The sequence below is a fragment of the Sphingopyxis sp. genome (genome assembly GCF_035944815.1).
Lineage (GTDB): Bacteria > Pseudomonadota > Alphaproteobacteria > Sphingomonadales > Sphingomonadaceae > Sphingopyxis.
The window spans coordinates 157,602-179,308 of record NZ_DASZAU010000004.1 but is presented as its reverse complement, the minus strand read 5'-3'; the positions used below and the strand labels follow the sequence as shown (position 1 = coordinate 179,308).

Sequence of the window (21,707 nt, the reverse complement as noted above, 5' to 3'; positions counted from 1 at the left end):
CGAACGCCTCGTCGCGCATCCAGCGGCGCGTCGACCTTCGGGAAACGGGACGCGAATGCGAAAGACTGCGGCGAGAAGCGTTGCGGCAGGCGCCCATGATCCGTATTCCGGTCCGATGGAGAGCATCGAAGCGCAGAACGAGGATCGCGAAAGCGGAACGCCGTCCGACCGGCCAACTTCAGCCGTCGGTCCGGGAAGCCGCGGCACGCACGCCGCCCGCCGCGAGACGACCCGCGCGCGCGCCTTTTCGGCCGCGACCGAGTTGCTTCACGAAATGGGTTATGCCGGATCGAGCATATTGGCCGTCGCGAAGCGCGCCGGCATCAGTCGCGGCGCGTTGGCGAAGCAATTCCCGATCAAGGCCGACCTCTATGCGGCGCTGGTCGAGCATCTTCTGGACGAAATGCGCGAGACGGCGCTCGCGCATGTCCGTACCTTCCCGCGCGGCCTGTCCCGGGCGATGGCCCGCGTCGATGCGATCTGGGAGTTGTACAAGCATGCGCAGGCCTTCGCCGTCATCGAGGTGATGCTGGGCGCACGCAGCGATCCGGAGCTTTCCGAAAGGCTCGCGCGGGTCGGACGATCGCGATATCTGATCGAGCGCGAACTGCTCGCTACGGATTTCGACGACATGGGCATATCGGACCGCAGGACCGCCGGGCTTGCCTCGATCCAGATGCTCGCGACGGTGCGCGGGCTGGCAATCGAGCGCATCCTCAATCGAAACGGCGCCACGCTCGAGGCGGCGTTTCTCCTTCAGCGCAAACAGATCGAGGCCACGCTTCGCGCCCTCATGGCGCCCACTTAGTCCGCTTCCGGCGCCGAGCGTTGTGTGCTCCCTGTCCGCCCTTCAGTTCCCGCGCCCCAGCCAATAGGCATCGCGCAGGCTGCGCTTCGCGAGCTTGCCGGTATCGAGACGCGGCAGTTCCTGGCGGAAATCATATTGGCGGGGCGCTTTCACGTGCGACAGCCGATCACGGGCAAAGGCGTCGAGTTCGGCTGCCAGCGCTTCGCCCGCGTCGGACCATTGCGCCGGCTGAACCACTGCGACGACGCGCTCGCCCATGTCGTCGTCGGGCGCGCCGATAACCGCGACGTCGGCGACGCGAGGATGCGTGATGAGAAGATTCTCGATCTCCTGCGGATAGATATTCACGCCGCCCGAGATGACCATGAAGCTCTTGCGATCGGTCAGATAGAGATAGCCGTCCTCGTCGAGCCAACCGATGTCGCCGAGGGTCGTCCACCCCTCGGGATGCCTCGCATCGCGCGTCTTCTCGGGGTCATTGTGATATTCGAAATCGCGGCCGCCCGAGAAATAGACAAGCCCTTCGGAGCGGGGTGGCAATTCCCTTCCCTGCTCGTCACAGATGTGCACGGTTTCGGTCGCGGAGCGACCGACCGAACCCTTATGTTCCATCCATTCGCGAGGACCGATCGACGTGCTCCCGTTCATCTCGGAGCCGCCATAATACTCGTATATGATCGGGCCGAACCAAGCGAGCATCGCCTCCTTGACCGGGATCGGGCAAGGAGCCGCCGCATGGATGACCGCCTGCAGCGAGCTGGTCATGGCGCGCTCGCGCGCTCCGGAAGGCAGCTTGAGCATGCGCACGAAATGGGTCGGCACGAACTGGGCGTGCGTAACCGCATAGCGGCCGATGAGTTCAAGCGCAGCCTCGGCGTCGAATTTTTCCATCACCACTGCGGTCGCGCCGATGCGCGACATTGCCATGCACCAGCGTATCGCAGCCGCGTGATACAGCGGCGCGGGGCAGAGATAGACGGAGTCGGAGGAGACGCCGAACTTCGACCGGATCGCCTCGGTCACGGGCTCGGGCGCGTCGATCCTGCGCGCAGCATCGCGCTGCGCTGCGATGCCTTTGGGACGCCCTGTCGTTCCCGACGAGTAGAGCATCTCGACCCCCGCCGTCTCGTCGGCGAGGGGCGTGTCGGGCATGGCGGCGAGCGCACCCGCCAAATCTTCGAAGCCCGGCATCGGCACGCCGAGCGCAAACATCGCCGGGCGACAGTCCTGGGCTGCAATGCTGTCCGCCAGTTCGCAATGCGAGTGCGACGCGATGATCAGCCGGGCGTCGCAGTCGGCGGCGATATAGGCAATTTCGTCGGCAGTGAGCTTGTTCGAAACCGGGACGTAGCGGAGGCCCGCTCGCTGCGCTCCCCATGCAATCTGCAGAAACTCGGGAGAATTGCCGATGCTGAAAACTATCGTGTCGCCTGCGGCAAGTCCGCGGGCGCGCAGGAGGTGGGCATATTGATTGGAGCGGCGATCGAGCTGCGCATAGCTCACTGCCTCGCCCGACCCCATGATATAGGCCGGCTTGTCCGGCGTCCGCGCCGCGTGAAATGATGGGTGCATGGCAGATCCTCGGTCGTTTCGCCGGTTTCTCGGCGGCGGCGCAGAGCGCGGCGGCGCCGGGGCTGCCGGTCCAGCCTCTTGAAGGAAAGGGGGAGCCGCGTGGCTGCGGCTCCCCAGTCGCGCCCGCATCTGAACGCCGGAGAGGCCGGCGACTTCGGGCAGAAGCCGGAACGAGTGCCCCCCGTTCCTGCTCCCTGGAGCAGGCTAGTATTTATAGCCCAACGTCAGGCCGATCTCGCGCGGCGGCGAATAGGCGACATTATATCCGTTGTCGTTGATGCTCGAGCCCGCGGCATAGGCCGTGTTGGTGATGTTGCGGACGAACAGCGTCGCCTTGAAGTTGCTGTCTTGCGGCGTGAAACTCGCCGAAGCATTCCACACGCCATATTTGCCCTGCGGCACATAGCCCATGACGTCGTGCTTGTAGCGCGACGAAAAATTGTAACCGATATTGAAGTTTGCTTCGCCGCCAGCGATTTCCGGCGAATAGTCGAGGCCCGCCGACAAGATCCACTTCGGGGCGCGAATGAGGCGCTGTCCGCTGGCGTCCGCATTTGCCGAGACCGGCTGACCGTTGACGAGCGGGAAGGTCTGCGCGGCCGTGTAGCTGTCATATCGGGCGCGCGGCAGCCACGAACCGCCCCCGGACAGCCTCAGTGCCGGCGCGACCATGAAAGACCCGTCGAAATCGACACCGGTAACGCTGGCTTTCGCCGCATTCGCGGTAACGATGACGTTGTTCACATAGCTCTGAACCTGGAGATCATTATATTTGTAGTGGAAGCCCGACAGGTTGAACGTCACGCCGCGGTCGGCAAATTTGATCCCCGCCTCATAGGCGTCGAGATGCTCGGGATCGACAGCCGCGCCCGGAGTGCGCGGGACGATGACACCATTCACCAGCTGGTTGAACGCCGAGTAGGAGAGCAACCCGCTCTTGTAGCCCTGGCTGAAGGTCGAATAGAAGTTGAGCGTGTCGGTCACCTCCCACTTGATCCCGAGACGGCTGGTGGCGGCGCTCCAGCTCTTCTCGTTCGGCTGGGTAAAGGCCGCCCCCTTGATGTTCGTCCCGCGCAGCGACAGCGTATCGAAGGAGTAGCGGATACCGGCGAGGATCGAGAAGCGATCCGTGAGTTTCAGCGTTCCCTCGCCATAAGCGGCAAAGGAGTCGGTTTTCGCGCGCGACAGATAGAGGAAGGTGTCGCCCCACAGGCTTGCCTCGGTCTCGTTCACGATATGCAGTCCGTAGACGCCGGCGATGAAGGAGAAGGGACCGAAGTCGCGCGAGGCGTAGTTGAATTCCTGTGAGAGGAAGAGAGGCTGGCGGTAGAACCAGCGCAGATCCTGGCAGCGCCGCACGGCAAGGCAGTTGGGCGACCAGGCGCCTTCGACGTCGCCGCGGCCCGAAGGCATGACGCGCTGATAACCGGTCAGCGAGGTGAAATTGCCGATGTCGGTATCGAAATCGGCGCGCAGGGTCAGGGCGTAGGATTTGAGAATGCTCTTGCCCGGGACGTCGAAAGCAACTTCCCAGGGTTCTTCCCCGATAATCGTGTCCGGATAGATGAGCTGACCGCTGCCGTTGACCTGGAGCGCGCGCGAGCCCCGGTTCTGGATCGAGCTCGCCGTCTCGATATTGAGATGGCTGTAGCGAGCGCTCAGCGACACCCGGATGCTATTATTGGGTTCCCAGAGCAGCTTGGCGGCGAGATTCTCGGTGAGTGAGCGGCCGTAGCGGCCGTCCGACCCCGGGCTGATGTTGGTCAGAAAGCCCGAATTGAAGGTGCGAACGCCCGACAGGCTCACGCCGAGCCGATCCTCGACGAGAGGCGCACTGACGAACAGGCGCTGCTCATTGTTGGTTACGGCATTCGACGCACCGCCGCCGAAGCGGCTGAGCGTTACCGAGCCGTCGACCTTGACGGCGCCAAGATCGGGGTCGCGCGAATAGACGAGGATCGCGCCGCCGACGGCATTGCGCCCGAACACGGTGCCCTGCGGCCCCTTCAGCACTTCGATGCGCGACACCATCGTGGGATCGAACGCGAGATTGTTCGACTGGGAGGCGCTGTAAATGCCGTCGATATAGACAGCAACTGGCTGTTCGATGCCGCCCGCGCTACTGACCGCGGTGCTGGTGATGCCGCGGATTGCCGGCTGCGCCGAGGTTGCAAGGCGCGTGAAGACAAGGCCCGGAAACGCGTTGCCGAGGTCGGTAGGCGACCGGATCCCGGCGGTGATCAGCTGGTCGGCATCCTTGACGAGGATCGTCGCCGGGACCTCACGAATGCTTTCGGATTTCTTCTGTGCGGTGACGATGATCTCGCCGCTCGCCGGTTCGCTTGTCGCTGCCATGTCGGCGTTATCCGCAGCGCCCTCTGCGGCTGCGTCGGCGGCCTGTGCCGCTCCCGCCTGCGCCAACGCCATGGCCGCGATGCCGGCTCCGATGATGAACTTCAGTCGCTTCATTTTGTTTCCTCCTCCCGATTGTCGTTTTTTTCGCCGCCATTCGGCCGCGCTGCCCGCCCAACCGGGCGCAGCTTCCCCTTTTCGGGCGGCGCCCCTGCGGGCGCCGTCCGTTTCCGGTCTTCGTCTCTCAATTGTCAGCGAGCGCGGAGCTAGGCGGCGGCCTTGTCGCGAGTAAGCCAAAAAAAGCCCTTCGGCTTGCCCTTCCAGTCGCCCAGACCGATGACGAGGTCGTCATTGACCTTGCGAAAATAGTCCATCAGCGGCCGATCGTCGTAGATCACGGCCGACTGCACCTTGTCCCAATATCGAATCTCGCGAAGGCGGGCCTCGCCCCAATCCCCCCAGGCATAGACCTTACCGTCTTCGTCGGTGCGCAGCATCGGCTCGCAATGCTCTGGCGTGTTGAAGCGCTTGCCGTAGAAATTGCTGATCGTGGTCTGGCCGCTGAAGCTGCCGCCTTGCCACTGCCCGAACATGAACTCGTTGGTCGTCCCTTCGAGCTCGAGGAACAGCGGCTTGATCTCGGCATAGCTTGCGATCTCGCGGCCTTCGACCATCTCCTCGAAACGCTGCTGCGCAGTCATCTCCTGTGCGACGCTCATCTCATTCTCCCTTGGCTATGCGGCGACGCCGCTCAGAATATAACCACCGAGCGCATGGCCTCGCCGCGCTCCATAGCCGTGAAGGCGTCTTCGAGCCGATCGAGCGGCACCCGGTGCGATACGAGACCCTCGAGATCGAGCCGCCCCTGACGGTAGAGTTCCAGATAATAGGGTGCATCGAGCTTGAACCGGCTCGATCCCATCAGCGAACCCGTGATCCGCTTCTCGGACATCAACTCGCCAAGCGACAGCTCGAGGCGTTCGCGGCGCGGCGGCGCGCCGACCAGCACCGCTGTCCCGCGAACGGTGAGCGCGGCGATGGATTGTCGCATCAGCTCCACGCTGCCGACCGCATCGAAGGCGTAATCCGCACCTCCACCGGTCAACTCGCGGATCGCCTCCACTGCGTCTCCGGCGGTGGGGTCGATGGCATCGGTGGCCCCGAAGCGGAGCGCCTGCTCGCGCTTCGATGCAACGAGGTCGATGGCAATGATCTTCTCGGCACCGGCAATGCGGGCGCCCTGGACGATCGAACTTCCAATTCCGCCGCATCCGAACACCGCGACCGTCGATCCCGGCTTGATACGGGCGGTGTTGAGCGCGGCCCCCACGCCCGTGATGATCGCGCACCCGAGCAGGGCGGCATGCTCGAGCGGAATATCCTTTTCGATGCGCAGCACCGAGGCTTCCGGAAGAAGCATATACTCCGAGAAACCGCCAAGATCGGTGAAGGGCGCGATCTTCTCCTCACCTTTGGAGAAGCGCGGTCCGTTGCCCTTGGGGCGGCGGAGCCAGCTCCTGTCGCGGCAGAGGTGCCGACGTCCCAGCATGCACTGCGGACATTGGCCGCAGCCGACCGAGTTGCAGGCGATGACATGATCTCCCGGCACGAGCGACGTGACGCCGCTTCCGACGGCCTCGACGATCCCGGCGGCCTCGTGCCCCATGATCGAGGGACAGGGACTGATCGGCATCGAGCCCTGCTTGAAATGAAGATCGCTGTGGCAGACGCCGCACGCTGCAGTGCGCACGAGCACTTCGCCCGGGCCCGGATCGTCGACGTGCAAGGTTTCGATTTCGACCGGCTTCCCGAATTCGCGCAGCACGGCAGCTCTGGTGACGCCCATCGAATCTCTTCTCCCATTCGAGTCGCTCGAAGCAACTTCGTAATTTGGAAACACCTATGCTTCCAAATTATCATAGTCAATCGCCGTTTTTCGCTATTCCACAAATTATCGGTGCAGATTATTGGAAGCATATATGACCCCTGATAAAGCAGAGATCCGATCCTTGGCTGCGGCGCCGTGCGCGGCCCGCGACATCGCCGCCGAAGACGCTCCCCCCATCCTTGCCAACCGCGCGGCTTGCGCCCCCGCACCGTCTCGCCTTGCCGAGAGCAAGACGAGGGTGGCGGCCATCGAAATGAGTGCCACCGGCTCTCGCGGATCGCACGCCGAAAGAAGGCGCTCGACCCGTGCGCGCGCATTCGCTGCGGCCATCGAATGCCTGCACGAAGCCGGATATGCGGGCGCGTCGATGGTCGCGGTGACCCGCCGGGCGGGCCTCAGTCGCGGCGCCCTCGCCAAGCAGTTTCTGACCAAAGCCGATCTCTACGCGGCGCTGGTGGAACAACTGCTCGACGAGATGCGCGAAGATACGCTGGCTTATGTCCGCACCTTTCCGCCGGGCCTGCCAAGAGCGATGGCGCGGATCGATTATCTGTGGACGCTCTACAAGGAACCTAGGGCGTTCGCCTTTCTCGAGGTCATGCTCGGCTCGAGGGCCGATCCCGAACTGTCCGAACGCCTCGAGAAGGTCGGCGAATCGCGAAACCTCGTCGAGAAGCAGCTTCTCTCGCTCGAGTTCGATGACATGGGCATCGTCGACAGACGGGCGGCCGGCCTCGCCGGAATACAGATGCTGGCCACGGTGCGTGGGCTCGCGCTCGAACGGCTCCTCAACAAGAATGACGATCTGCTCGACGCGGCCTTCGCGCGGCAGCGCCGCCAGCTCGAAGACAGCTACCGTGCGCTCATGTCGGATTGACGCGGCGAAAGCCCCCGAGGGTTCGAAACTCAGATGCTGCGTCCCGCATCGACCCAGAAGGGATCGCGCAGCTTGCGCTTCATGATCTTTCCGGAATCCTCGCGCGGCAGGTCGAAGCGAAACTCGAAGCGACGGGGAATCTTGTAGCTGGCAAGCCTCGTCCGCAGGACGGCGCTCAGGGTGGCCGCATCCAGCGTCGCGCCGGGTTCGGGCTCGACCACTGCGCAGATGCGCTCCCCGAACTCTTCGTCCGGAATTCCGAACACCGCGCAATCTTTCACACCTTGAAGCGACAGGATTTCGCTTTCGATCTCTGCCGGGTAGATGTTGACGCCTCCCGAAATGATCATGTCCGACGCGCGGCCCGTCAGAAACAGATAGCCATCCTCGTCGAGATATCCCCGATCGCCGAGTGAAATGAGGCCATGGCGCTCAGCCGATTGCCGCTTGGCCGCGTCGCCGAAGTAAGTGAAATCGGGGAACAGCCGGCGTCGGCCGAATATCTCTCCCGTCTCGCCCGGAGCGCATTCGGAGCCGTCGGGGCGGAGAATGCGCAAGTCGACTTCGGGCATCGCATGCCCGACCGTCCCCGGGTGAGCGAGCCAGTCTTCGGACGAGCAGAAGGTGAGAACGCCGGATTCGGTTCCGCCATAATGTTCGGCCACGATCGGCCCCCACCAGTCGATCATCGCGCGCTTCACATGCGGCGGACAGGGGGCAGCCCCGTGCATGACGAAGCCGAGGCTCGAGAGATCGGCCGCGGCGCGGGTTTCGGCGGGCAGAGCCAGCAGGCGGACGAACATCGTCGGCACCGCGAGCATATGCGTAACGTGCTCCTCCTCGATGAGCTGCAGCGTGCGGGCGGCATCGAATTTGGGCTCGAGGACGATATTTGCCCCGAGTTTCAGATAGAAGCTGGTCCAGGCGGACGGGGCAGCGTGGTAGAGCGGGCCCGCCGCGAGTGCCACAATCTCTCCCGGGCGTTCGCGATGCGACCGGGCACCATAGGCCTTCATATAGCCCTCGAAGGTGGAACGCGCCTCCTCGGGGCGCGGCGGCTCGCGCCGCACGGCCTTCGGCTTGCCGGTCGTCCCCGATGTATAGATCATCGTGCCGCCCGAGGCGCGCGGCGCGATATCGATCGGCGTGAAAGCGGCGACCCACCCCTCCCAGTCGTGCGCGTGACCGGCGATCGGCCGATCGGCCGGCGGCAAGCCATATTCGCGGCGCAGTTCGGCGGAGGCGCGGACCGAAAACAGCTCGATGCCTTCGGGAACCGACGCCTCTATCGCCTGAAGAATATCGTCATGGACGACGAGGATCTTCGCGCCGCTGTCGGCAAGCACATAAGCGGCCTCGGCCGCCGTGGCGTGCCAGTTGAGCATCGTGACATAGGCTCCGAGATGCTGTGCGCCGAGCGAGGCCTCGAGGAACGCGAAGTCGTTCCGCAGGCAGATTGCGACGACATCCCCCTGCCCGATCCCGAGCATTTCGAAACCCGCGGCCGCTTGGCGCGCGCGCGCGCGGACCTCGGCATGGGACCTGCGTTCGCTCCCGATCTTCACCCACGGCTTCATCGGACATTCTCCTCCCGGCAATCGGATCTCAAACGGTGGCGACCGGGCTCACCGGCGAGCCGACCGCGCCCGGCAGGTTCAGCGGCGGCGCCGTCAGCAGAAAGCGCGAGCGCCCGGCGCTGCGGAGCCAGCGGGCAAGTTCGCCGAGCCGCCAAAGCTCGCCGAGCGGTATGCCGAGATGGAACAGGCACAGCTCATGGAGCGGCAGCGCGGCGCAGCAGTCGCCGCCATCGGCCGCGGGGAAGGCCTCGACCGCGAAATTGTCGGCGACGATCGCGACCACGCCCGAGCGCCGGATCCATGCCTTCAGCGCCGCGTCGCGGCCGTCGAGGACGGCGCAGGACGCGTGGAGCCGCGCGCCGTCGGGCGCGCCCTTCATGCCAATGATCATGTCGGCAAGGCCCGTGTGGAAACACATCATGTCGCCGGGCTCGACGGTCACCCGGTCCGCCTCCATCACCGCGGCGAGTTCGGCCATGCCGACGAGCATGCGCGCATCGCCGAAATGCGCGTGAAGATCGATCATCACAGCGCGCCCCTGAATCCGATGCTCGGCGATATGCTCGACCCCGAGGCGGCGCGCACGGGATCCCTCGAAGGGTGCCTCGCGCGCCGGATCGCAGATATGCTCGCCCGCCTTCCACCCATTGTAGTAGACCCTCTCGGCCACGCCGTCGCCGTCGGCGTCGAAATGTCCGCCGACATGCGAAAGCGCGTCCCACTGCGTCGAATATTGAAGCGTGAGCTGCGCGACATCGTCCGAGATGATGTCGGTCCAGCTTCCGCGGCTGCGTGGCAGCGACAGGTTGAAGGTCGGCTCGCCGCCGCGGTCGACCGCGAACAGGCGCGGCGGCAGCCGCCGCGGGTTGAGCGCGGTGCCGCCCGGCAGATCGAGGGGCAGCGACAGGAGAAAGGTCAGGCCCTCGCGAACCTCGCGCACACCCTTCAGCACCTGGTCGGGGCCAAGCTCGTTGAGCCGCCCCAGCTCGTCATCGGGGCCATAGTCCCCCCAGTTCGAGCCCTCGGGGCGGCGGCTCCAGCGCGGCGACGGACTTGCCGTCATTGCGCATGCTCCGACGGGGCGCCGCGCGATGGCGCGGCGGAGTCGACGAGGCCGCCGAACAGCTCCCAATGCGCGCCGTCGAATCGCATCATGCGGGTCGAGCTGATCGGGGCATGATCGGTGGGACTGATCGTCATCCTCACCCCGGGCAGCAGCATCGGAATCTCGACGTCGCGAAGGCTCTCGGTCCGCGCCATGATATTTTCGGCCGAAAAATCGTCGCCGCAGCGCGACAGGACCGCGACCAGGCTGCTCGCGGCCGCATAGCCGATCACGTTGAAGGCCGATTCCGGGTCGCCGCCCGGGTTCCATTCCGCCATGAAGCGCCGGTAGGCGATGAGGTCGGGCGAGCGCGCCCATGCCTTGTCACTGGGGTCTTTGAGCGAATGCGCCGAGATCAGCCCGCGCGCTGCCTCGAGCCCGGCAGGTCGCAGCACCTCGGCGAGCGAGGTCGAGACCGCCGACAGGTAGCGCCTCGCGCGCCAGCCCAGTTCGTAGGTCCGCCGGATAGCCTGCGCCGCGAACTTGGGCGTTGCCGCTATGATGAGGACATTGGCGCCGCTCGCCTTGAGCGAGCTGATGGCGCCGTCGATCGTGGCATCGGTGACGGCATAGGAGACCGCAGCGAGCCTCGCCGCCGCGCCGGGACCGAGGACCTCGCGCACGCCCGAAAGATAGTCGCGGCCGAAGTCGTCATTTTGATAGAGGAGCCCTATGCGCGCGCCCGGAACGGTCGCGAGCGCGTGGCGGGCATAGGTTGCGGCTTCCGACGCATAGCTTGGCCCCCAGCCCATCAGCCGGGGATAGCGGGCGGGGTCGTCCCACTTGGAGGCGCCGGTCGCGACGAAGAGCGTCGGTATTCCCCGTCTCGTGACATAGTCCGAGATCGCCTTGATATTGGCGGTCCCGGATTGATGAAACAGGAGATCGACTTTGTCGAGTTCGACCAGCCGGCGCGTGTGTTCCACCGTCTTCGAGGGACTATAGGCATCGTCATAAGTGATGAAATCTACGGGACGCCCATTGATCCCGCCCTTGGCGTTGATCATCCGGAAGAAGGCGATCTCGGTGCGCCCGATCGTGCCATAGGCCGAGGCCGGCCCCGAATAAGCGGTCGTGTGCCCGACGCGGATGCTGCGCCGCTCGGACCGGAAGCCGTCGAAGAGACTGCTGCGCGATGCCACCATCAGGGCGGCGGCGGAGATCACGAAGCGCCGGGTATAATCTTCAATCATGATCGATGCTCACATGCTGGCAACGGGGCACTTCAGTGCCGACCGAGCGCGTTCCGGTTCGAGAAGATGATCGCGATGAGAAGGAGGCCGTAGATCGCCCCCGCCAGCCCCTTCGATACGCTCTCGGCGATGTTCGGGACGAAAACCACGAACACGCCGCCGGCCAGCGCGCCGGGTAACGAGCCGATGCCGCCGATGACCAGACCCACGAGGAGCGCGATCGAAAGCTGGAAGGGAAAGCTGTCGGGCGCCACGAACTGCACGACGAGCGCGCAGAGGCTGCCGGCGATGCCGGTGATCATCGCGGAAATTGCGAAGGCGACCGCCTTGTAGCGCGATGTCGCAACGCCCATCGATGCCGCGGCCACCTCATTCTCGCGAAGCGCCTTCAGGGCCCGGCCCGTACGGCTGTCGGCGAGGTTGCAGCTCATGAGATAGAGGCCGAAGCCGATTCCCAGCGTGAGGAAATAGAGCCACTGATCGACGCCGATCGCCTGCTTCAGCACCGGGGGCACCGGCGGCACGCCGACGAGGATGCCGTGGACACCGCCGGTGACATGCTCGAAGATCGACAGCTTCACGATTTCGGGGATCGCGATGGCGAGCGCGAAGGTGGCAAGCGCCAGATGCACGCTCTTCAACCGCAGAGCGGGAAGCCCGATCAGATAGCCCGCGACGAGGCAGAGAATAGCCGCGGCCGGGATCGTCAGGAGATAGGGCATGGCGCCCGCCTCGAGCAGGATGGCCGTCGCGTAGGCGCCGAGCGCGAAGAAGGCGCCATGGCCGAGCGAGAACTGGCCGCTGATGCCGGTGAGCACATTGAGGCCGAGAATGGCGATCGCATAGATCAGCACCATGGTGAGCTGAAAGAGCGAGAAGCTGTCCACGGCGAACGGAAGCGCGAGCGCGACCATGGCGATCAGCCAGGGCCATAACGGCGCGAGCCGGCGGCGAAGCGACACACGGGCGACACCGGACGGGAGCGCATCTTCCATGATCATACCCTCTGCACGATTTTCTGACCGAGAAATCCGCTCGGACGGAAGAGCAGTACGGCGATGATGACCGCGAGCGCGATCGGCAGTTTGAGCTGCTCGCCGACCACGGGGACATAGGCCTCGACCAGCTTCTCGAATATTCCGACAGTCAGGCCGCCCAGCACCGCCCCCAGCGGACTGGTCAGCCCTCCGAGGACGGCCCCCGCGAACCCGTAAAGGAGGACCGACATCATCATTCCGGGGTCGAGGAAAATGATCGGGGCGATCAGCATGCCGGCCACCGCGCCGATCGCCGAGGCGAGTCCCCAGCCGAGCGCCCCCACGCGCTCGACAGGGATGCCGACAAGCCGCGCGCTCCGGGGATTGGCGGCGGCGGCCCGCATCGCAAGTCCCACCCGCGTGAGGCGGAGGAAAACCCACAGCGCCGCGACGAGGACGAGGGTGACCACGAGGATGCCGGCCTGGTGCTTTCCGAGCAGCGCGCCTTCGAACAGCGGTCCTTCGCCGAACGGCGACGGGACGCTCTTGACGCCGAAGCCCCAGATGAATCCCGCGGCGCTGTTGAAGATCGAGAAGAGTGCGATGAACACGACCACATGGCTGAGCTCAGACGCGCCGCGCAGCGGATGGATCGCGGCGCGTTCGACCGCATAGCCGATCGCGAAGGACGCCGCGACGATCGCCGGGAAGATGACCCAGTAGGGCAGTCCCCATTGGAGCAATTGCCAGGCGAGATAGGTCGAGAACATCGCCATCTCGCCTTGCGCGAAATTGAGATGGTTGATCGCCTGGTAGATCATGACCACCGACAGGGCCATGCAGGCATAGATGCTCCCAGCCGAGATGCCGTCGATCAGCTGCGTGACCAGTTGTTCCATCGTCAATGCCCCAGATAGGCGGCGCGCACGCCGTCGTTGCTGCCGATTTCGTCGGCGCTCCCCGAGAGGATGATTTCGCCGGACTCGAGCAGGCAGGCGCGATCGGTGAGTTCGAGCGCGAGCGCCGTATTCTGCTCGACGAGCAGCATGGCGGTGCCCGACCTGCGGATCTCGGCGAGGACGTCGAAAATCTGCCGCACGATGATCGGCGCGACGCCGAAACTCGGCTCGTCGAGCAGGATGAGACGCGGGCGCATCATCAGCGCCCGGGCAATGGCGAGCATCTGCTGTTCGCCGCCCGACAGCGTTCCCGCCTGCTGGGCGCGCCGTTCGCGAAGGCGGGGAAACAGGTCGAGGCAGCGTTCGCGGTCCGCGTTGATCGAGGCATCGTTCGCACGCGCCATCGCGCCGAGCGCCAGATTCTCGTCGACGCTGAGGCTCGCGAAGGTTCCGCGGTCGTCGGGAACATGCGCGATCCCGAGCCGGGCGATTGCCTCGGGCGCCGCGCGGTCGATCCGCACGCCGTCGAACCGGATCTCACCGTCTCGCCGCGAAATCCCGCTCAGCGCGCGCAGACAGCTTGTCTTGCCCGCCCCGTTCGCGCCGAGCAGCGCGAGCACTTCGCCTTCGCCGACCGTGAAATCGAGCCCGCGCAGCACGTCGATCTGGCCGTAGCCGGCGCTGAGACCCCGCACCTCGAGCAGCGGCTTCATGCCGCTTCCCCCAGATAGGCCTCGACGACGCGCGGATCGTCGCGAATGGCGGAAGGGATTCCCTCGGCGATCTTCCGGCCGAAGTTCAGCACGACGATGCGGTCGGATACGCCCATGACGAGGCCCATATTATGCTCGACAAGCAGGACCGAGACGCCGCTCTCGGCGCGCACGCGGCGCAAGAGCAGCGCCAGCTCGTCGACCTCGGCACGGTTGAGCCCGGCCGCCGGTTCGTCGAGCATGAGCAGCTTCGGCCCGCTTGCGAGCGCCCGCGCCATCTCGACGCGCTTGCGCGTTCCGAAGGGAAGATCGCCGGCGAGGATGTCCGCGACGGCGCCAAGCTCGAGCCACGCAAGTATCTCGTCGACCTTGCGATCGGCCACGGCCGTGCGGCGGCGCACCCAGGGGCCCCGGAGCGCGTCCGAGAGAGGGTCCGACCGCGATACGCTGTGCGTGCCGATCCGCACATTGTCACGCACGCTGAGGCCGTCGAACAGGGCGACATTCTGGAAGGTCCGCCCGAGACCAAGCGCCGCCATCCGGTGCGGCGGCAGCCCGAGGATCGAGCGTGTCTCGACGCGAATGTCGCCCGAGCTCGGGGTGTAGAGACGGCTGAGGCAATTGAAGAGCGTCGTCTTGCCCGCCCCGTTGGGACCGATCAGCCCGAGCAGTTCGCCCGGCCGAATATCGAAGGAAATGCCGTCGAGAGCGACGATACCGCCGAAACGGACCGTCACGTCGCGCACTTCGACGAGCGGCTCGGCTCCCGTCATGCGCGCCCCCTTGCGCTGCAGCTGCCGCGCAGCGGCAGCCGCGCCCCCCTCATGTCTGCGGCGTGAATTGCCCGTGCGCCCATTCCCATGCATCTCTCCCTTGCCGGTCTTCCCGGTCATTTTTCGCCATCGCGCCGCTCGGGCTAGTATCGCCCCCCGGTCACATGGAGGACTTCGCCGCTGATGTAGCCGGCGCACGACGACGCCAGGAATGCCGCCGCCGCCGCTATGTCCCCGGGCTCGCCCATGCGGGCGATCGCGACCGTCTTCGCCGCATTGTCGCGGATCGATTCGAAGTGAGGCAGTGCACGCACGGCCGGCGTATCGATGATCCCGGGCGCGATCGCGTTCACCGTGATCGCGTGGCGGCCGAGCTCGAGCGACATGGCGCGGGTAAATCCGATCAGCCCGGCTTTCGCGCTCGAATAATTGGCCTGTCCGGGATTTCCGAGATACGCCCGCGACGAGATATTGATGATCCGTCCCCCGCCCCGCGCCTTCATCGGCTCGACCACGGCGCGGGTGCAGTAGAAGGCGCCTTTCAGGATCACGTCGACGACCAGGTCCCAGTCGCTCTCCGCCATCTTCCCGATCCGCATGTCGCGCGTGAAGCCGGCATTGTTGACGAGAATGTCGATGCCGCCCGCACCCGCGGCCAGCGCTGCGACCGACGCTTCGGACGTCACGTCGCATAGTGCCGGCGCCGCGCTGCCGCCAGCGGCGCGGACGCGGCCGGCGGCCGCCTCTGCCGCCTCCCCATCAATATCCGCCATGATCACATGCGCGCCCTCGTCCGCAAGCAGGCTCGAAATGGCTTCGCCGAGGCCGCCGCCCGCGCCGGTCACAATGGCGCATTTCCCTGCCAGTCCCAGATCCATCCTGCTCTGCCGCTCCCGTCTTTCCTAAAAATGGAAATTATTTTCAGATTTTTTTGTTGTCAATGGAAATCATTTCCATATTTTGAGCGAGCAACGAAACGCTCGTCGCCGCGCGATGCGCGGGGCGAATAGGGAGGAGGCAAGCAAGCGGATGGACGCGACCGACGATATGGCCGCCCGAGCCTCGCGGCTGCTGGCTTGGCAGGTTCCCGACGCCGAAATGACCGTCACGCCGCAGCGCGCGGCGCTCTATGCGCTTTCCATCGGGATCGGCAGCGATCCGCTCGATACCGCAGCGCTGCGCTTCGTCGATCCCGCCCGGCGCGACTTCACCGCCTTTCCCTCGATGGCTCTGATCCTCGGCTATCCCGGCTTCTGGCTCGGCGAGCCGGCGCTCGGCATCGGTAGCGCCAACATCCTGCATATCGAGCAGAGCTTCGAGCTGCTGCGTCCGCTCCCCGTCGCCGGACGGGTCAGGGGGACGACGCGGATCGACGGCCTACGCGACCGCGGCGCGGGCCGGGGGTCCGTCCTCAGCAGTTCGCGCGAAATTTTCAACGACACGGGCGAGCTTGTCGCAAGGGTCAGCCAGAAGCATCTGCTGCGCGGACTCTCCGGCTATGCGCCGGGGGATGCCCAGCCGGCGGCACCCCGTACCGGCCCCGAATCGTCTGCCCTCGCCGCTTCATCCTTCGCGACCCGCAGGGACCAGGCGCTGCTCTACAGGCTCAACGGCGACATGAACGCGCTTCATGCCGATCCCGAGGTGGCGCGCGCCGCCGGTTTTCGCGCGCCGATCCTGCACGGCATGTGCAGTTTCGGCATCGCCGCCTGGGCGCTCGCCCGTCATCTTGCGCCCGGCGATCCGGCGCGCCTCGTCTCGATGTCGGCGCGCTTCACGGCGCCTGTCGTGCCGGGCGAGACGCTCGTCACCGAGATATTCGAGGAGAGCCGCTTCCGCACCCTGATCGGGGAGCGCGACGTCCCCGCGCTCGATGCGGGCCTCGCGCGCTTCGCGCCCGCAGCAGGAGAAACGGTCCAGTGACCAGAGCGGACATGATTTATGGCGAGACGCTAATCCCGGCGGCCCGTCTCACCGAGAGGGTGCAGCGCGCGGCGAGCGGGTTTCGTGCCCTCGGAATCGCCCCCGGATCGCGCGTGGGCTTGCTGCTGCGCAACGACCCCGTCTTCCTCGAGGCTTCGCTCGCAGCGCAGATGCTTGGAGCCTATCCGGTGCCGATCAACTGGCACTTCGAGGCGGACGAGATCATGCATGTGATCGATGACAGCGCTCCCGCGGTGCTCGTCGCGCACGCAGATCTTCTCGACAAGATTGCGGACCGGCTCCCCCCGGAGCTGTCGATCCTCGAGGTTGCGCCGGCGGAAGCGCCGAGCGGCGCCGGATCGCCCGAACGCGGCCGTGGCGCCCCTACCGGAGCGCCGCGCCGCGAACCGCAAATCTGGTCGGTGTGGATCGAGGGCCAGGAGCGGCACCTCGGCGAGCCGCTGCCGGCGACCGAAAGCCTCATCTATACTTCGGGCACCTCGGGCAAGCCGAAGGGCGTCCGGCGGGAACTCGCGACAGCGGAGGTTGCTGCCGCGGGCGATCGCATGCGATCGCAGATTTTCGGCATCGAGGCGGGCTCGCGCGTTCTCGTCCCCTCCCCCGTCTATCACACGGCACCCAACTTCTTCGCGCTTCGCGCGCTCAGGCTCGCCGAGCTGCTGGTCCTGTCGCCGAAGTTCGAGCCCGAGGCCTTTCTGGCCGATATCGAGCGCCACCGGATCACGCATGTCTACGCCGTGCCGACGATCTTCGTGCGGCTGCTCGAACTTCCGGCTGACACCCGCGCAGCCTATGATCTGAGCTCCCTGCGCTTCATCCTCCACGCCGGCGGCCCCTGTTCGCCGAGCGTCAAGCAGCGGATGATCGACTGGCTCGGGCCCGTGATCTGCGAATATTATGGGTCGACCGAACATGGACCGCTGACCTTCTGCGACAGCTTCGAGTGGCTCGGGCACAAGGGCACCGTCGGCAAGGCGGCTTATGGCGTGACGCTGCGGATCGAGGATGAAGACGGCCGCCCCCTGCCCACGCGGCAGATCGGCGAAATCACCGCGCGCAATGCCGCTCATCCGGATTTCACCTATCATAATCTCGAACAGGAGCGCAACGCGCTGCGCAGCGGCGACCTCATCCGGACCGGCGATGTCGGATATCTCGACGAGCAGGGATTTCTCTTTCTGTGCGATCGCAAGCGCGACGTCGTCATTTCGGGCGGCGTCAACATCTATCCCGCCGAGATCGAGGCGGTTCTCGCCGCCTGTCCCGGGGTACGCGATGCCGCGGTGTTCGGCATTCCGGACGAGACCTATGGCGAGGCGCTGGTCGCGGTCGTGCAGGCGATAGAGCCGGACTCGCTCGACGAGGCCATGATCGCGGACTTTCTCGCCGGACGCCTCGCCCGCTTCAAGCTCCCGCGCCAAATCGCCTTCGTGGCGGCGCTGCCCCGCGAGGAATCCGGCAAGATCCGCAAGCGCCTCGTGCGCGAAGACTATCTCGCGCGTCGGCCGGCAACGCAGGCCGGGCCCGACGGCAACGATCCCACCCTATCTGAACAGGAAAAAGCATGACCCGACACGCACGCAGCGCCATCCTGCGGACCTTTGGCGGTCCCGTCTCGATCGAAGAGGTCGAGGTCGACGACCCGGCGGACAATGAGGTGCTCGTCCGTACCTGTGCCTGCGGGATATGTCACAGCGACCTTCATTATCGCAACGGGGCGGTGACCCATTTCCCCGTCCCGAGCGTCATGGGCCATGAGGCGGCGGGCATCGTCGAGAAGGTTGGCAAGGCCGTCACCACGGTCCGCGAAGGCGACAAGGTCGTCGCCTGCAACTCGATCGCGTGCGGGACCTGCAAGCAGTGCATCGTCGGGCGCCCGCACCTCTGCCGCAACCGCTCTGCGGTGCGCCGTCCGAAGGGCTCGCGCGGCCGGCTCGCGCAGGGCGATGCGAAGATGCTCGCCTTCTCCGATCTCGGCGGCCTCTCGGAATATATGCTGCTCCACGAGCGCGCGGTCGTCCGGGTCGACGACGACACGCCGCTCGACCGGGCCGCGCTGCTCGGATGCGCCGTCCTCACCGGGATGGGCGCGGTTCTCAATACCGCGCAGGTGACCCCCGGTTCGTCGGTCGTCGTGTTTGGCTGCGGCGGGGTCGGAAGCGCCATCGTCCAGGGCGCGCGGATCGCGGGCGCGCGGACGATCATCGCGGTCGACGTCAACGCGGACAAGCTGGCCGCCGCACGCAAATTCGGTGCAACGCATGTCGTCGACAGCAGCCGCGACAATGCACTTGAGGCCGTGGCGGACATCAGCAGCGGAGGCACCGATTATGCGTTCGATGCCGTAGGCAGGAGCAGTCTGCTCGCCGATTGTTTTTCCGCCCTCGCCCCGCGCGGGCTCGCGGTGCTGGTCGGATCGATCGGACCCGGCATCATGCTGGAAATCGAGGCCCGCGGGCTGCTCGCCGAGAAGCGGCTCACCGGCTCCTTCATGGGTTCGAACCGCTTCCAGATCGACATCCCATACTATCTCGATCTCTACCGGCAGGGCCGCCTCGATCTCGACGGGATGATCAGCGAGCGCATCGGCCTCGACGGGGTCGAGGATGCCTTCCGGAAGATGGAGAAGAATGACGGCCTGCGTTCGGTGGTCGTCTTCGACTGATGCCCCTGCCGTTCTCTTTCACCGAATTGCCGGTCGGCCCGCCTGCCTATACGGTGCCCGCGACATGTCGCGGCCGCCGGCCTCGGCGGACGGATTTTGAGGAAGAGCAGACGCCATGACGACGACAGGACACTCGCGCGACAAGATGACCTCCGAGGGGCGGTCCGGTCCGAGGCAATCGGGCGATCTCGCGCTTCTCCCGGAGAATGAGGATCTCGACAATGATCCCCAATATATGAAGTCGCTCGGCCGCGCGCTCGACGTTCTGCGCGCGTTTCGCGCGGGCGACAGCCTGCTCGGCAATTCGGATCTGGCGGAGCGCACCGGCCTTCCGGCCTCGACGGTCTCGCGGATCACCTACACGCTCGCACGGTGCGGCTTCCTCCAGTTCAACCGGCGCTTCCGCATGTATGAGCTCGGGGCCGAATCCTTCGCCGTCGGGCAAGTGGCGCTCGCCAACCTCGACGTGCGGCGCCTCGCCCGCCCCCGTCTCCAGCAGTTTGCGGCCAGTGCCGGGTTCAACGTGGGGATGGCGACGCGCGACCGGACCTCGATGATCTTCACCGACGCGTTCGAAAGCGAGGCGCTGGTCGGCCTTCGGCTGTTTCCGGGCGCGCGGCTTCCGATCGCGCTTTCCTCGATCGGCCGGGCCTATATCGCCGCGCTGCCGGGCGACGAATATGCGGAAATTCTCACCGAGCTCGAACCCAGATATGCCGACTGGCCGAGGGTCGCGGAAGGGATCGAGAGCGCGAAGGCGCAAGTGGAGGAAAAGGGTTTCTGCGTGAGCCTCGGCGACTGGCAGGAGAATGTCTATGGCGTCGCCGCCCCCATCCGTACGCCCTTCGACGGCCAGCTGTTCGCAATCAATATCGGGGGGCCTTCGTTCATGCTCGAGGAAGAGCGCCTCTGGACCGAGTTCGGACCGGCGATCGCCGACATCGCGCGCGAGATCGAGGCGATGATGGCCGTTTCCTGACCGACCTGATGGTGCCGGGACCGCCCCGGGCCCGGTCCCCAACCAGAGGATTTCCGACATGGATGTGACGATAATCGGCGCCGCCTCGACGCGCCTGGGCAAGCATCTCGACCGAAGCGTGAAGAGTCTCGCTGCCGAAGCGATCGATCTTGCCCTCGCCGATGCCGGCATCGAGCGCGGCCGTATCGACGCGGCCTGGTTCTGCAACACGCGCCAAGGTGCGCTCGAGGGCCAGCACGGGGTGCGCGGCCAGGCCGCGCTGCGTGCCGCCGGCTTCTCGGGCATCCCGATCTTCAACACCGACAATGCCTGTGCCAGTTCGAGTTCGGGGCTTTTCCAGGCCTATGCCGCGGTCAAGGCGGGCCTCGCAGAGGTCGCGCTCGTCGTCGGCGCCGAAAAGATGAACTATCCCGAGAAACGCCAGGAGATGTTCGAGGCGTTCAAGGGAAGCTGGGACCGCGAGCTTGCCGACGAGCATATGGCACGCCTGCTCGCGATGGGCGACGCGCTCGCCCCGCCGCCCGACGCGCCGCCGAACGCCGCCGAGCGCTCGGTGTTCATGGATATCTATGCGGCGCAGGCCCGCTTCCACATGGCGCGCTTCGGCACCACCGCCCGCCAGATCGCCGCGGTGGCGGCGAAGAACCATAATCATTCGGTGCACAACCCCATCGCCCAATATCGCTTCCCGATGACGGTGGAGGAGGTCCTCGCCGACAAGATGGTGAGCTGGCCGGTGACGCGTGCGATGTGCGCACCGATGAGCGACGGCGCGGCCGCGCTCATTCTCGCATCCGAGGGCGCGACAAGGCGCATGCCGGCGGCGAGACCCGTCCGCCTGCGCGGAGTCGCGGTATCGAGCAGCAGCGACCGCGGCCCCGAGGACTATGACCGCCATCTGACGCGCGCCGCCGCCGACGCCTGCTACGCCCGTGCGGGCGTGTCGCCCGACGATATCGATGTCGCCGAACTTCACGACGCGTCGGCGATCGCCGAAATTCTGCACAGCGAGAATGTGCGCTTCTGCGACTATGGCGACGGCGGCCGGCTGGCCGAGAGCGGCGACAGCGCGCTGGGCGGCCGGCGACCGATCAATGTGTCGGGCGGACTCTTGTCGAAGGGCCATCCGATCGGCGCTACCGGCGCGATCCAGATCGTCGAGCTGGTCACCCAGCTGCGCGGCGAGGCCGGCAAACGCCAGGTCGAGGGAGCACGGCTGGCGCTCGCCGAAAATGGCGGCGGCTTTCACGGTATCGAGGAGGCCGCCTGCGTCGTGACCATCCTCGAATCGATGCGCTAGCTCGCCTCTCCCGGCATACGCCTGCAGATCGAAGGCTCTCCCGCGGCCCTCCCGCCGCGAAGCCGCCGTCCGCCGGGAAAGCGCA

The 21,707-nt window shown here is 65.8% G+C and carries 19 protein-coding genes; 7 read left to right on the top strand and 12 right to left on the bottom strand.

All coding sequences use genetic code 11. From position 1 onward, the window contains the following. Positions 1–115: 115 nt before the first annotated feature. Positions 116–808 (top strand): TetR/AcrR family transcriptional regulator, encoded by a 693-nt coding sequence (locus VGU00_RS06235; RefSeq protein WP_327466603.1) that lies wholly within the window; start codon positions 116–118, stop codon positions 806–808. Positions 809–850: 42 nt separating this feature from the next. Here the strand turns inward: VGU00_RS06235 and VGU00_RS06230 are convergent, their stop codons facing one another. From VGU00_RS06230 to VGU00_RS06215, 4 genes are all read right to left on the bottom strand, one after another. Next, positions 851–2,380: an acyl-CoA synthetase gene (locus VGU00_RS06230; protein WP_327466601.1), complete on the bottom strand. Its 1,530-nt coding sequence runs from the start codon at positions 2,378–2,380 to the stop codon at positions 851–853. Positions 2,381–2,584: 204 nt separating this feature from the next. Further along, a complete protein-coding gene (locus VGU00_RS06225) occupies positions 2,585–4,849 on the bottom strand; it encodes a TonB-dependent receptor (protein WP_327466599.1) in 2,265 nt (754 codons plus the stop codon). A gap of 149 nt (positions 4,850–4,998) precedes the next feature. Further along, positions 4,999–5,451, bottom strand: a complete 453-nt coding sequence (locus tag VGU00_RS06220) for a DUF4334 domain-containing protein (protein WP_327466597.1) — start codon at positions 5,449–5,451, stop codon at positions 4,999–5,001. Positions 5,452–5,483: 32 nt separating this feature from the next. Then, positions 5,484–6,557 (bottom strand): Zn-dependent alcohol dehydrogenase, encoded by a 1,074-nt coding sequence (locus VGU00_RS06215; RefSeq protein ID WP_327466595.1) that lies wholly within the window; start codon positions 6,555–6,557, stop codon positions 5,484–5,486. A 301-nt stretch (positions 6,558–6,858) separates the two neighbouring features. Here VGU00_RS06215 and VGU00_RS06210 point away from each other — a divergent pair, with 301 nt between their 5' ends. Beyond that, positions 6,859–7,497, top strand: a complete 639-nt coding sequence (locus VGU00_RS06210; protein ID WP_327466593.1) for a TetR/AcrR family transcriptional regulator — start codon at positions 6,859–6,861, stop codon at positions 7,495–7,497. Between the two features lie 29 nt (positions 7,498–7,526). Here VGU00_RS06210 and VGU00_RS06205 read toward each other — a convergent pair whose 3' ends face one another. The 8 genes from VGU00_RS06205 to fabG all read right to left on the bottom strand — a co-directional run bounded on the left by VGU00_RS06205 (position 7,527) and on the right by fabG (position 15,612). After that, positions 7,527–9,074 carry an AMP-binding protein gene (locus tag VGU00_RS06205; RefSeq protein ID WP_327466591.1) on the bottom strand — a complete coding sequence of 516 codons (1,548 nt, stop codon included), beginning with the start codon at positions 9,072–9,074 and terminating at the stop codon, positions 7,527–7,529. A 28-nt stretch (positions 9,075–9,102) separates the two neighbouring features. Beyond that, a complete protein-coding gene (locus VGU00_RS06200) occupies positions 9,103–10,137 on the bottom strand; it encodes a cyclase family protein (protein WP_327466589.1) in 1,035 nt (344 codons plus the stop codon). Beyond that, positions 10,134–11,372, bottom strand: a complete 1,239-nt coding sequence (locus VGU00_RS06195) for an ABC transporter substrate-binding protein (protein WP_327466588.1) — start codon at positions 11,370–11,372, stop codon at positions 10,134–10,136. The genes VGU00_RS06200 and VGU00_RS06195 overlap by 4 nt, the downstream gene beginning before the upstream one ends. A gap of 32 nt (positions 11,373–11,404) precedes the next feature. Continuing rightward, on the bottom strand, positions 11,405–12,367 hold the full coding sequence (locus VGU00_RS06190; protein WP_327466586.1) for a branched-chain amino acid ABC transporter permease: 963 nt from the start codon (positions 12,365–12,367) through the stop codon (positions 11,405–11,407). A gap of 2 nt (positions 12,368–12,369) precedes the next feature. Beyond that, positions 12,370–13,248 (bottom strand): branched-chain amino acid ABC transporter permease, encoded by an 879-nt coding sequence (locus VGU00_RS06185; protein ID WP_327466584.1) that lies wholly within the window; start codon positions 13,246–13,248, stop codon positions 12,370–12,372. A 2-nt stretch (positions 13,249–13,250) separates the two neighbouring features. Continuing rightward, positions 13,251–13,961: an ABC transporter ATP-binding protein gene (locus VGU00_RS06180; protein WP_327466582.1), complete on the bottom strand. Its 711-nt coding sequence runs from the start codon at positions 13,959–13,961 to the stop codon at positions 13,251–13,253. Then, complete coding sequence (locus VGU00_RS06175; protein ID WP_327466580.1) at positions 13,958–14,734, bottom strand: ABC transporter ATP-binding protein; 777 nt, start codon at positions 14,732–14,734, stop codon at positions 13,958–13,960. The genes VGU00_RS06180 and VGU00_RS06175 overlap by 4 nt, the downstream gene beginning before the upstream one ends. A 143-nt stretch (positions 14,735–14,877) precedes the next feature. Continuing rightward, complete coding sequence (gene fabG, locus VGU00_RS06170) at positions 14,878–15,612, bottom strand: 3-oxoacyl-ACP reductase FabG (protein ID WP_327466578.1); 735 nt, start codon at positions 15,610–15,612, stop codon at positions 14,878–14,880. A 151-nt stretch (positions 15,613–15,763) separates the two neighbouring features. Here fabG and VGU00_RS06165 point away from each other — a divergent pair, with 151 nt between their 5' ends. From VGU00_RS06165 to VGU00_RS06145, 5 genes are all read left to right on the top strand, one after another. Beyond that, complete coding sequence (locus VGU00_RS06165) at positions 15,764–16,657, top strand: MaoC/PaaZ C-terminal domain-containing protein (protein ID WP_327466576.1); 894 nt, start codon at positions 15,764–15,766, stop codon at positions 16,655–16,657. Further along, positions 16,654–18,246 (top strand): AMP-binding protein, encoded by a 1,593-nt coding sequence (locus VGU00_RS06160; protein ID WP_327466574.1) that lies wholly within the window; start codon positions 16,654–16,656, stop codon positions 18,244–18,246. Before VGU00_RS06165 ends, VGU00_RS06160 begins: the two co-directional genes overlap by 4 nt. Then, on the top strand, positions 18,243–19,343 hold the full coding sequence (locus tag VGU00_RS06155) for a Zn-dependent alcohol dehydrogenase (RefSeq protein ID WP_327466572.1): 1,101 nt from the start codon (positions 18,243–18,245) through the stop codon (positions 19,341–19,343). Before VGU00_RS06160 ends, VGU00_RS06155 begins: the two co-directional genes overlap by 4 nt. Before the next feature lie 115 nt (positions 19,344–19,458). After that, positions 19,459–20,322, top strand: a complete 864-nt coding sequence (locus tag VGU00_RS06150) for an IclR family transcriptional regulator (protein WP_327466570.1) — start codon at positions 19,459–19,461, stop codon at positions 20,320–20,322. 58 nt (positions 20,323–20,380) lie between these two features. Then, positions 20,381–21,622, top strand: a complete 1,242-nt coding sequence (locus VGU00_RS06145) for a thiolase family protein (RefSeq protein ID WP_327466568.1) — start codon at positions 20,381–20,383, stop codon at positions 21,620–21,622. Positions 21,623–21,707: the final 85 nt, after the last annotated feature.